Below are 12,454 nucleotides of genomic sequence, written 5' to 3' on the forward strand. Positions count from 1 at the left end.
ATCCTCCCGTTGGTCTGAGCCTTGCAAAAAACCTTCAAAAAAACTCACCGAAATACTATTTACACAATCCATAAATAAAATAAATCAAAAGGTGTTCACATGTTCACAGGACTCATTCGAGAAGTTGCAACTGTTAAAAGTTTTGTAGGAAGCAAGCTGTGCATCCATGCAAAACATAAAGCCGGACTTGGAGATTCTATTGCAATCAACGGGGCTTGTTTAACGGTAATTGAAACTTCTCATGACGGTTTTTGTGTAGAACTAAGCCCGGAAAGCCAAAAACTTCTGGCAATTGAGAACTACAAAAATGAAGTACATATAGAACCTGCAATGCAGATGGGTGATCGCTTTGAAGGGCATATTGTTCAAGGGCATGTCGATACGATCGGAGAAGTTTCTGAAGTAAAAGACAACGGTAACTCTTACGATGTTTTCATCAAACTCGACAAAAAGTTTATCCCCTACATCGTTCCAAAAGGCTCGATCACGATCGATGGTGTAAGCCTTACGATCAATGAAGTTTTTGCTGATTCATTTCGTCTGACTATCATTCCACATACGATGAAAGAGACACTCTTTAAAAACTATAAAAAAGGCTCACGTGTAAATGTTGAGACCGATATGTTTGCACGCTATATAGCCCACATCATGAAATACCAAACCTCAGCTCACGATCTTACTTGGGATAAGGTTGATTCCATAACTGCACTTTACTAGATGAAGCAACAGGTTTTAAAAGAGTTCTTTGGGCATAACAGCTTCAGAGAGCTGCAAGAGGAAGGCGTAGATGCTATTCTAAATGGTCGCGATCTCCTTATGATCCTTCCAACAGGCGGGGGAAAAAGTTTAGTCTATCAGCTCCCGACTATGATGATGAACGGTGTAACGATTGTTATATCACCGCTAATCGCACTTATGCAAGATCAGGTCGCTTCACTTCAAGCACAAGATATCCCTGCCGCTATGTTTTCATCAGCTCAAAATTTTGAAGAGATTGAAGAGACTATTCGCGATCTCTATGCCAATAAGTTAAAGTTTTTATATCTTTCACCTGAGAGACTGAATAATCCACACACTTTAGAGATCCTGCGAAATATCAACATCAACTTTTTCGTGATCGATGAAGCGCATTGTATCTCGCAGTGGGGGCATGAATTTCGTGATGATTACCGCTCTTTAGGACAGTTAAAAAACAACTTTCCCTCTACTACAATTGCGGCTTTTACAGCTACCTCAACCAACCATGTAACAGAGGATATTTTAAGAGAACTGCAACTCCAAAATCCGCTGCTGCTCAAAGGGAAGATCTTTCGTAAAAACCTTTTTATTTCGGCTCAGCGACGAATCTCAAATGGACAGGCTCAGCTGAAAAACTTTCTTCTCAACCATGAGAATGAATCGGGAATCATCTATGTAAGTTCCAGAAAAAAAGCGGAAGATCTAAGCAGCCAGCTCAACCAGGCCGGATACAAGACTCTCCCATACCACGCAGGATTGCCGCAACATATACGAGAGCAGAACTTTAAACTCTTTGTCAACGACCGTGTCAATATCATGGTAGCAACTATTGCATTTGGAATGGGAATCGATAAAGCCGACATCCGCTTTGTGGTGCATATGAGTCTGCCGAAATCTCTGGAGAACTACTATCAGGAGATTGGACGTGCGGGACGTGACGGTGAAAACTCTGAAGTATTACTGCTGTTTAATGCCGGTGACATTATGCAACATAAACGCTACCTCGATGAGATAACAGATGAGAGATATAAAGAACATCTCGCCGAAAAGATAGATACTATCTACAAATACGCAACAAGCGAGCTTTGTTTCCACCAACAACTAGCTTCCTACTTTGAAGACAAGATTGAAGAGTGCAGCGATCGATGTGAAAACTGTTTGAATGATGATGAGAGCCGTGACATAACAAAAGAAGCGCAAATGCTTCTTAGCTGTATCTATAAAACAGAACAAACATTTGGAAAGAACTACATCATCGATGTGCTTCGCGGCTCAACAGAGCAGAAGCTTTTAGCCAATAAAGCGGATAAACTCTCGGTTTACGGCATCGGCTCACACCTCAGCAAAAAAGAGTGGTTTGTGATCGTGGAGCGCCTTTTAGAGCTTGGAATCCTTACACTTGGAGAGTTTCAGGCGCTCAAACTTACAAACGATGCAGTAGCTGTACTCAAATCACGCCAATTAGTGACTATTAAAGCCTCACGACTCAATGTGCTTGAAAAACAAAAAGCGAAGAAAATAGAAGAGGAGTTTGACTACGATCGAGAATTGTTTGAAAAACTTCGAGAAAAAAGAAAAGAGTTAGCCGATGAACTTGAACTTCCTGCTTATCTCATCTTCAGTGACAAAACTTTAAAACATCTGGCAAATGAGATGCCGACAAATAAAGAGGAGATGTTGGAGATAAACGGAATCGGACTTAAAAAATATACCCAGTACGGTGAAGAGTTTTTAGATATAATCAACTCCTAAAAATTCACACTAAACCCAATACCGATATTGTACGCTTCCAAGGCCTCAGATTGGGAAGAACTCACCTCTATAAAAAACCTTTCAATATATTTTAGGTGCTCCGGCACATACAAATAAAGGGTACTGCTCATACTTGTATAGCGGTTTACTGCCGTAGTATTTGCTACCGTACCAAATAAAAAGTGTTCATGAACACGCCCCTCAAGTGTAAGGTAATTTGTACCGAAATTAACAAGCCTCGGCGTTTCAAAACCTGTAGAGATGCTTATTACTGAAGACTCACTTCTAAAGTCACTCAATTGGTCAAAAGAGAAGTCGGTTTTCGTCTCATACAATCTATACTGCAGATCTGCATAAATTTTAAAGTCATTAACAACACTGTAATAATCTAGAGTCGATTTAAACTTATACGTTATATGGTTATTGAAGTTATTATCGAGCAGATTCTTTACAGTTTGTTCGACATCTATCTGACCAAGTTTTACTCCTGTACGAGACCATAACACTTCAAAACCAAAAGTGCTGCTCAAACCCTCTGTGTAAGTATATCTTACACCTCCGCCTATACCGCCTATATAGGTCTCTATACTTGTATCTTTAGCTATCTCTGTTGTGATAGGTTCTACGGCATGTTCACTCACATATGCCCGACTAAAACTAAGGTCCCCGTTTATAAAGTAGTTCCAGTTTGTATTTGAAGGGAAATGGTATTTTAAAGGTAGATGATAAGTGTGCAAGGAGATCCCTTTTTTGTTAAAGTGGTATATTCCCGAGTTAAGTCCCTCTTGTGAAGAGAAGATCAAAATAGAATTGATATTAGCTTTACTTACATCTTGTACTTCTATCTCAGCACTAAATGATAAAGTAATAAGTAAGAAAAAAGCTAAAAAAGATTTCATCTAGTCTCTTAAAGGTTCAACATCCGGATTGCATTTGATTTTATGCTCCATATCCACTTTTTCGTACCCTTTTAGCTCGGATAAAGAGGCAAGTGTAGCATCCCTAAAATCTTCACCGCTGTTTATATAGATATTAAAACCGTTTCTGTAAAGAGCTAAACGTGTTTTTAAAGCCATTGAATAGGTAGTTAAGACACCATCTTTCTTCATCGCTTTTGCAATATCGGCAAAATACTCCTGTGTCCAAAGGATAGGATTTGTCGATGGACTAAAAGCATCTTGATATACTATGTCAAATCTGTTTTCAAACTTTTTCACATACTCTCGGGCATCTCCTAAAAACACCTCTATAGAATAGTTTTCATCTTCATACTTTCCGGTTTCACTTAAAGCTAAAATGATCTCTTTAAAAGGCTCAAACTCTTCCGGATAGGTAAAGTTTTTTAAAGAGTGTACAAGCTCTTTGTCGAGCTCCGGAGAATAGATAAAAAGTTTTGATTGTAAATTGTTTTGTTGATGGTATAAAAGTGTTACCAAAGTGTTGAATCCAAGCCCGAAACAGATATCTAAGATATGGAGCTCTTTTTTCTCTTTTAAAAGCTCAAAGGCGGGAATAATATGCTTTTTAAAACTCTCTTTGAGTGCTCCGTCTTTAGTGGAGTGGTAGTGTTCATCATACTCCTTGGAATATGCGGTATAACTTCCATCTTCACTTAAAACAAGGTGATGATTATCATCATTAAATTTATCCATTTCCTACCTATTCCTACCCATTAATAAAATTATTATCTATTGTTCTTTAATATTAATAAAACAATAAGATTAGTTTTTATAATATAGACTTGTAATTTTAACATAAAAAGGGGTTCTCTATATGGAAGCTTTATTAGGTGCAATGGCTATTTTCTTTGTAATCAATCTGATTATAACAATCTTATTCTTACTTTCACAAAGTTCATTTGCGAAAGCAATGACTACTTCAAATCCTATGAATAACACAAGCGGGGTATGGATTTGGACGCAATTAATCCCATTTTGGTCTTTAGTTGCTATTCCGGTTACACTTCTTAAGTTAAACACGCAGTTTCAAGCATTTGTAGCTGAAAAAAACTTATCGTTTACTGAGATCAAAATGTATAGCAATGTTTGGGGATGGATATGGTACGGTGGTACTATCGCATCAATCTTCGTTCCTGTTCTTTGGGTAATTGCTCTAGTTGGTTTAATCGGTTTTTGGGTACATATCAGCAATGTAAAGAAAAGTATTCTTATTTCTGGTGTTTCAACATCTGTTAATACATCTGCTGCTGAGCCTGCTCCAGCAACTGTAACTGCTACTCAAGAATAATTTATCAAGTGCTCGACTCTATTTCCTTTGAAATAGAGTTCCACTTTCATACTCTTCATTAAAGAGAAAATCTCTTGCCGCACTAAGATCAAACCCACTACATAAAAACATACTACGACCTTTATCCATAATATATTTTGCAGCTTTTAACTTTGTTACAATCCCTCCTGTAGCAAACTCATTGTTTGGAGAGTGTTCTTGTTCAAGTTCCGAGTCTTTAATCTGGTTAACTTCTTTTAAGATCTTTGCATCAGGATTCGTTTTTGGATTTGCATCATAATACCCTTGGATATCACTAAGGATAATGAGTGCATCTGAATTTGTATAGTGTGCAACGTGTGCTGAAAGTTGGTCATTATCTCCAAAAAGCTGGTCTGGAATAGTTGAGATATCGTTTTCATTTACGATCGGTAAAATACCATTAGATAATGCACTGTCTATAATATCTTGAAAAATTTTTGTATGTACTCGAGAGTCAAAATCCTCTTCTGTTAAGAGTATCTGTGCAATATCTACATTGAAAATATCAAACTTGTTCTTGTAACTGTGCATAAGTATAGGCTGACCAACCGATGCCAAGACTCTTTTGCTAACCGCTTTTTTTCTATCGAGCTTTAGTGCTGTGTATCCAGAAGCAACTGCACCTGAAGTAACCAAAATAACTTCATAATTTTTTCTCGCTTCTGCGATCAAAGCTACAAGGTTTAACATCCTCTCTTTCGCTACTTCATCCCTATTTGTTAAAACACTACTTCCAACTTTAAATACTATCCGTTTCAAATACAATCCTTTCCAAAATTTCCTTCAATATAACATATCAAACTTAGGGTGAAGTAAAGTTTACCACTTGTACTTAAGCATCACTTGAAAGACATTTGATGTAATATCTGTATCTTGCGTATAATAATGCCACTCCACACCACCTGAGAGATTATCGCCAAAAGGGTGAAGGAATTGATTCTGACTCAACAGGTTTTTCTCTGTGTAGTCGGTAAAACCGTTGATATAAAAAAGCTCAAAAAAACTTTTTGTCTGATATGAGAGCGTCACCTGATATACATTATCGCCGTGTACCTGATCTTTTTGGTAGAGATTTGCATTGAAATAATCAAATCCGTAAACATCTAAAGCTGTTCCTATACCGTATAGATAAGCTTTATAGTCATGAAAATCGGTATTGTATTGAAATGCGGCAAACACTTTTTTTACAAATAAAAAGCTTAGATCTGAAGATGTAAGAGCTCCTAGATCTAGTCTCGGTGACAATTCCCCATATTCGTTTGTTTTATCGTCATGGTACTTAAATCTGTCATCGGCAATACAATAATCCAAAAACGCATAAACATCCCCATATTCAAAAGCACTGAAATGCTCTAAGGTGATTGTAGTTTTACCGCCGTTTTTCGTATCAAATACATAACTGTTACCGTTAAAAGTTCCATACATCAACTGCACGTTTGATGTGGAGAAAGCAAAAAGCTCAAAAGAGAAAAGAAGAACAACTAGTATCAATTTTTTCATTTATGCACCTTAAAAGAGGAATCTCTAAATATAAATCATTATAGAGATAAGTTGCTAAAAACAAGATAATAAAAGATTATAAGATTACTTTATTTCTACCACTCTCTTTGGCACAATATAGTTTCTCATCAGCTTTTTTAATTGTCTCTAAAATATCATTCCCCTCATCATACATTTGACAACCGAAACTACAGGTAATCGAACCAACTTTATTAAAATGATTTTCTTCAACTGCAATTCTTAAATGTTCTGCTATCTGAGCTAATGAGTCTGCATGTTCTACAGCACTTACTACTATAAACTCCTCACCACCCCATCTTATAACTTTGTCATCCATGCGCGTATGTTTTTTTACAAGCTTGGCAACTGTTTGCAAAACTTCGTCTCCGATATCATGACCGTAAGTATCGTTCACATTTTTAAAGTGATCTATATCGAAAAAGATTATCCCCGTTTTAAACTCATGTTTTTTATTTACTTGTAAAATATTTTCTATATTTTTATTGAAATAGATTCTGTTATAAAGCTGTGTCAATTCATCAATATTTGCTTCTTTTTTCAATTCAAGTTTTTCTACCATACTATCGGTAATATCGATGAAGTTCACAATATATTCATTCTCACCGAAATTGTTTATTGAAACAGCAAAAGCATGTGGTTCGACACTGTAATTCAACATTGACACTACTCTCTGACGTCCGCTAAGGTTTAAGAGACTTTCAATCCAGTTTGCCTCATCCTCATCTTTCACCTTACCTAAGTGGAAGAAGCTATCCTGTTCTATAAATCTGTCACATATACAATTATATTTTTTTAGGAAATCCTCCATACTGTCATAGCCGAAAAACTCTAAAAATGTTTTATTTGCAAACTTAAGCTTTTTACTGTCAGTTAATATTACTATAGAGTTTTGAGTATCAATAACACCCTGAAGTTTATGCTGCATCTCTTGCTGAGCATTGACTATCTGCGTAATATCAGATATATACCCTATAAAGTACTCAATATTCCCTGTCTCATCTTTTTTTACCACTGTATAATCTACAACCCATTTAATCTCACCAGATTTGGTCACTATACGATACGGTTCGTGTGTAAAGAAATCAAGCTTATCGTGTTCTGCATTTTCAACTTCTTTGGCTACCCTATTGTAATCATCTTTATAAATACAGTCCAAATAAGTTACTCTATTACTGGAGAAATCTTCTTTCGTATACTCAAGCATCTTTTCAACATTTTTAGATACATAGGCAACACTCCATGCCTCATTATTACACCATTTGAATAATGTAGAGTCACCGATGTCAAACAATGACAATAGATCTCTTTGTTCATCCACTAAGTTTTCAATCTTTTCCTGATGTGTCAGAATAGACTCTTGTGCTTTTATATCCCTCATCTTTAATCGCATTAAAATAAAAGATATAAAAGTTTCAATAAATAAGATTGGTATTAAAAAAATAAGGTTTAATTTAAATACCTCACATAACTCATCGAATATCCCTTCATATGTATGATATGCGATCAGATACCACTGCCTGTCACTTGCAATCGATCTATTAGGGTTAATAACACTTACAGGATCATATAGAAGGTAATGCGCATATTTATTGTCAAACTCCACTACATTATCTTGAGCTTCTAAAATTTTATTCCATTTACTTGGATACTCGCTTGAGAATCTATCTTCACTCCTCTTGAACATAAAACCAAATTCTTTGTTTTTATCCAGTCCTACAAGATAATAACCATCTTTATTGAGCAGTATATTGTTTATATGTTTATCCGATTTTGAGATCTCTTCTAAAAACTTTTGTGCACTGTAGTTAACTACAATATACCCTTTTTTTACACCATTGACAAAAACAGGTTCAGCAAAGCGAAGCATTGGACGATACGGTACTTCAATTTCACCGTATTCAATATTCAAATCTAGTGGCGAAACATAGATCTCATCCTTTTTTAACTTTGTTGCTTCTAAATAATAATATCTTGAACTTTTATCTTGCAGGTCTTTTTTTCTAAGTATTTGGTTTTTAATTCTATCAACACGTACCAACTCTTTACCATCGAGGTCCAAGAATCTTACCTGTTGGTAATGGTAATGATTTTTTGCAAATAGGAAAAAATTGGTCTCCACTTTTTGAAGTAATTGCGGATCATCATTTTTAATTTTAGTCTCTACGTACTCAACCATAAAGTCAAGGTCCATCTCAACGTGTTCAAGCATAGCTGTAATGTTTTTTGATTTTTGTTGCAAAACTGTATCAAGAAGGTTATCAGTTTCGCGAACTATTGAGAGATAGGAATTGTAAAGAAAAATTGAATATATAAAGAGTGAAATAGTGAGAATTGAACCCAAAATTTTAAAAAATAAGATGTAAGAATTTTTGGTGTTCTTGAAGAAGTTCATATATTCTCTTTGTATTAATGTCTAACAATTCTATCATATATAAAATTAAAAAATTTTATAATCCATTACCCCACATATGAAGCTTCTTAGCCATTACAAGGTCATACCCTTCAACAACGTTTTCAATATAGTTAGGTGAACGAAATTCAAACTTATCAAGTAACTCTATAGTCTCTTCGATAGCCATTGTCCCTTTTTTCTCCATAATAATAATATGTGCAGCATTTGCTAGGGTTGTATAGGCAGTTTTAAGTATCTGCTCGGGTCGTAAGTGTTGATTGAAAATATCTTTGAAGATTATCATATCGTGATCACGGGGCAAAGCTCGAAAAGGTTTTGCAAAACTATCTACCTGTTGCTTCTTTTCAACATCCAAGTTATCAAACAACTCTTGATCTTCCGTATAGTAAACAACACGTAGTTCGCCGTTTACATTTTTCATAAGAGATGCGAGAGCCTTTGTCGTTTCATCAGGCTCTGTGGTAACCTGCATATAGCAGTTACCCGGCAGCGGATTAAATAGTTCTAGAAACTGTTCGAGTTCCATCAACCTAACCTTTAAACCGCCATATCGTGAAGTTCACGGAAAAGATAAGCTTCAACAATATCGTCTATACTTCTTTGAGTATGTGCAACAAGAGGCATCATGTTGTACTCTAAAAACGGCATAGGGTTCTCAAAATCATTTATTAGGACAACTGCTTCTGAAAGATTCTCAAACTTATCGAATTCATCGGCGTGAAGTATCTCTACTACTTCACCCTCTTCTATTAGTATCTGTGCCCAAACTTTTGCATCTGCTACTTTTACAAGTGAAGCTTCTTGAACATCTTCACTATCCATAGGAACTAAAACATACATCTACTTTTTCCCTACTTTTTTAAGGTTTAGTTTTAACTTCTCATTATCCATTACACCGATTTTATGGCTTAATACATCAGCAGCAATTTTCTTTGCATTTTTAAGTGAATGCATCTTATAAGTACCACATTGATAAACATTGAGTTCCGGAATATCTTTTTCAGATTTAACATTCAATACATCTTCCATAGACTCTCTCCATGCTTTTGCAACTTTTTTCTCTGATGGAGTCCCAATAACAGACATATAAAAACCTGTTCTACAACCCATTGGAGAGATATCGATAATCTCCACTTTTTTAGAGTTTAAATGATCACGCATAAAACCTGCAAAAAGGTGCTCTAATGTATGAAGCCCTTTTCCGTCCATCTTATCAACATTCGGTTTATAAAAACGAAGATCGAAAACCGTAATTTTATCTCCTGCTGGTGTTTTCATCCCTTTTGCACGACGAACTGCAGGGGCAGGCATAATTGTATGATCAACTGTAAAAGAGTCAAGTAAAGGCATATAGTAGTCTCCTAATTTTTTTTGTATTCTACCGAGTTTTAGATTTATATTTCTGATCTTTGAAATTAATTATTCAAAATAAGCACTAACATATCCAACTACGCTTTGCTCGTCATGACTCATCTCCGCACTTGTTCTATAATCCAATATATGTCCATGCAGACCAGATTTTTTTGCACTTTTGATCATCCCTTCTACACCTATCATACCACACGCTTCACACCCTTGATGCAGTTTTGTAATATCTAGATTCTCTATAGCCTCTACACATATCTCATCAAGAGTATTCGCCTCTTTAAGAGTATAAAAATGACTTAGATCCGTACTTATAATAATCCCTATATCTTGCTGTTGTAAAAGAAAATCTATAATCCCTGAAATAGTATCGGAGTAAGCACTGGAATAAACCAGTTCAACAAGTTTAATGTCCGGTATATAATATTTTAAAAACGGAAACTGTACCTCTGTTGAATGCTCATGATGTGCCTGAGGGAAAAATGAGAGTTGCAACTGTTCTTGTAACATTTTTACGATCTCTTGATCACTCTCTATACTGCCAAACGGCGTATCATACTTTTCATACGGGCAGATACTTACACCGTGAAAAGCGACTCTGTGAGACGGGCCAATTACTACAAATCTTTTTATCCCCGAATGTTCCAGCATTCTGTGTGCTATATTTGCAGTATATCCGGAAAATACATATCCTGCATGCGGCACTATTACTGCACGAGTTTTGGTATTTGGCAAAGTATAATTATCATCGTAGACCTTGGTAAAATACTCAAAATATTTTTGGATATCATCTGCACTTGCCGGATAAAAACTGCCGTTGACACTCATCTCTCTGTTCATTGCCAAACTCCCTCTATTTTTTCCCCACAACTTGTACATTTAGAGTCTTTCAATCCCACGATTTCTGCAAAATATCCATCTCTTTGCACAACTTTTGCTTCACATGCCGGACAATATGTTGAACCATCAGTTATTACATTACCTAGATATACATACTTTATCCCATACTTATATGCTATATCTCTTGCTTTTTCAAGTGTTTCGATCGGAGTACTTGGTGTATCTAACATCTTATAATCAGGATGAAATGCGCTGAAATGCCAAGGGATTTCAGTACCTAATTTAGAAGAGATAAACTCTGCCATCTTGTTTATCTCTTCCTCACTATCATTTACACCGGGAATTAAAAGAGTGGTGATCTCCAGCCATATATCACTTTTAGCAAATTCAACTAATGACTCTAAAACTCCATCTAGATTTGTTTTTAGTACCTTTTTATAATAATCGTGTGAAAAACTTTTAAGATCAATATTTGCAGCATCAACCCAACTCTTCATATCTTCCAAAACTTCATGCGATTCATATCCACTTGAAACAAATACGTTTTTTAAACCTTTTTCTTTTGCCAATACACCGATATCTTTTGCATAAGGGTACCAGATAGTAGGTTCGTTGTATGTATAGCTTATACTCTCTGTATTATGCTCTAATGCAAGTGCAACTATCTCCTCGGGAGAGTAATTTACAGCTTCATTGATTTGTGTTGTTTGAGAGATATCATAATTTTGACAAAACGGACATCGGAAATTACATCCGACCGTTCCAAGCGATAAAGATCTGCTTCCGGGTAAAAAATGGTATAGCGGTTTTTTCTCTATTGGGTCAACATGCAATGCACTAGGGTGTCCATATGTAGCATTTACAAGCTCACCATTGATGTTATAGTTTATCCCACAAATACCGTTTTTGTTCTCTTTTAACGTACAGTAATGTTTGCATAAAACACAGGTGATTGAATGGTCATCTTTATAACGATAATATTGCATCGTATCTCTCCTCTATTGCATCAACGTGATATCTATACATTGTCGGATGTTGCTGGTATATTGAAGGGTTCCCACCTGCTTTATATGACAGATGTTCTAAAAACTGTTCAACTCTTGGAATATCATCCCACACCTGAGGTAAAAATGTTCCTTGATAACCTCCACCTTGAAGAATCAGACCATCTTTATGGGGTTCTATTTTTGAGAGTAAATCATCATAATCAGTGTATTCAATAATTTCAGGGGGAGTTAAAACGGAGACTTCTATATCTAATGCATCAAGTTCACTTGCTCTTAAAGGGGAAAATCTCGGATCGCTAAAAGCAGCTGAAAGTGCATTTTGAATTATATCGTCAACAAGACTACGATGGGCTATGATCGAGCCTATACATCCACGCAGCTGTTTATCGTAATGGAGCGTTACAAAACAGGCACCATCTTTTTTTAAATAAGGATACTCACTAACTACAGCCTCTTCATCAAAGCTATAACTGGGATCCAAACGAGATATGATCGCACTTTTGGCGATACGCAATAAAATTGTATCTAGCATAAAAATCCTCCATTACAT

General features: G+C 35.9%; 14 protein-coding genes. 3 read left to right on the forward strand and 11 right to left on the reverse strand.

The features are described 5' to 3' along the window. The first annotated feature begins 99 nt into the window (after positions 1–99). Together ribE and recQ are read left to right on the forward strand one after the other, a co-directional pair. The gene (gene ribE, locus FJR03_RS10275) at positions 100–717 is read left to right on the forward strand and encodes a riboflavin synthase (RefSeq protein WP_193113416.1); all 618 of its coding nucleotides are present in this window, start codon (positions 100–102) and stop codon (positions 715–717) included. Further along, entirely contained in the window at positions 718–2,490 is a 1,773-nt protein-coding gene (recQ, locus tag FJR03_RS10280) for a DNA helicase RecQ (protein WP_193113417.1), read from the forward strand. Here the strand turns inward: recQ and FJR03_RS10285 are convergent. Beyond that, positions 2,487–3,389, reverse strand: a complete 903-nt coding sequence (locus FJR03_RS10285; RefSeq protein WP_193113418.1) for a hypothetical protein — start codon at positions 3,387–3,389, stop codon at positions 2,487–2,489. The genes recQ and FJR03_RS10285 overlap by 4 nt on opposite strands. After that, a complete protein-coding gene (locus tag FJR03_RS10290) occupies positions 3,390–4,142 on the reverse strand; it encodes a tRNA (5-methylaminomethyl-2-thiouridine)(34)-methyltransferase MnmD (protein ID WP_193113419.1) in 753 nt (250 codons plus the stop codon). It lies immediately after the preceding gene. 121 nt (positions 4,143–4,263) lie between these two features. Between FJR03_RS10290 and FJR03_RS10295 the strand changes: the two genes are divergently transcribed. Beyond that, positions 4,264–4,737, forward strand: coding sequence for a hypothetical protein (locus tag FJR03_RS10295; protein ID WP_193113420.1), 474 nt, complete (start codon positions 4,264–4,266; stop codon positions 4,735–4,737). A gap of 18 nt (positions 4,738–4,755) precedes the next feature. Here FJR03_RS10295 and proB read toward each other — a convergent pair whose 3' ends face one another. The 9 genes from proB to amrA form a co-directional block, all read right to left on the reverse strand. Further along, on the reverse strand, positions 4,756–5,517 hold the full coding sequence (gene proB, locus FJR03_RS10300; RefSeq protein ID WP_193113421.1) for a glutamate 5-kinase: 762 nt from the start codon (positions 5,515–5,517) through the stop codon (positions 4,756–4,758). A 60-nt stretch (positions 5,518–5,577) separates the two neighbouring features. Next, positions 5,578–6,258 (reverse strand): outer membrane protein OmpK, encoded by a 681-nt coding sequence (locus tag FJR03_RS10305; RefSeq protein ID WP_193113422.1) that lies wholly within the window; start codon positions 6,256–6,258, stop codon positions 5,578–5,580. A 76-nt stretch (positions 6,259–6,334) separates the two neighbouring features. Continuing rightward, the gene (locus FJR03_RS10310) at positions 6,335–8,518 is read right to left on the reverse strand and encodes a diguanylate cyclase (protein ID WP_193113423.1); all 2,184 of its coding nucleotides are present in this window, start codon (positions 8,516–8,518) and stop codon (positions 6,335–6,337) included. 208 nt (positions 8,519–8,726) lie between these two features. Then, the gene (locus tag FJR03_RS10315; protein ID WP_226962120.1) at positions 8,727–9,218 is read right to left on the reverse strand and encodes a hypothetical protein; all 492 of its coding nucleotides are present in this window, start codon (positions 9,216–9,218) and stop codon (positions 8,727–8,729) included. Positions 9,219–9,229: 11 nt separating this feature from the next. Continuing rightward, entirely contained in the window at positions 9,230–9,532 is a 303-nt protein-coding gene (locus FJR03_RS10320; RefSeq protein WP_193113424.1) for a hypothetical protein, read from the reverse strand. Next, positions 9,533–10,042 (reverse strand): S-ribosylhomocysteine lyase, encoded by a 510-nt coding sequence (luxS, locus tag FJR03_RS10325; RefSeq protein WP_193113425.1) that lies wholly within the window; start codon positions 10,040–10,042, stop codon positions 9,533–9,535. 69 nt (positions 10,043–10,111) lie between these two features. Continuing rightward, complete coding sequence (gene amrB, locus FJR03_RS10330) at positions 10,112–10,897, reverse strand: AmmeMemoRadiSam system protein B (RefSeq protein ID WP_193113426.1); 786 nt, start codon at positions 10,895–10,897, stop codon at positions 10,112–10,114. Continuing rightward, positions 10,894–11,883 (reverse strand): AmmeMemoRadiSam system radical SAM enzyme, encoded by a 990-nt coding sequence (gene amrS / locus FJR03_RS10335; protein WP_193113427.1) that lies wholly within the window; start codon positions 11,881–11,883, stop codon positions 10,894–10,896. Before amrS ends, amrB begins: the two co-directional genes overlap by 4 nt. Then, the gene (amrA, locus tag FJR03_RS10340; protein ID WP_193113428.1) at positions 11,864–12,436 is read right to left on the reverse strand and encodes an AmmeMemoRadiSam system protein A; all 573 of its coding nucleotides are present in this window, start codon (positions 12,434–12,436) and stop codon (positions 11,864–11,866) included. Before amrA ends, amrS begins: the two co-directional genes overlap by 20 nt. Positions 12,437–12,454 lie beyond the last annotated feature (18 nt).

It is taken from the genome of Sulfurimonas marina (genome assembly GCF_014905095.1).
Lineage (GTDB): Bacteria > Campylobacterota > Campylobacteria > Campylobacterales > Sulfurimonadaceae > Sulfurimonas > Sulfurimonas marina.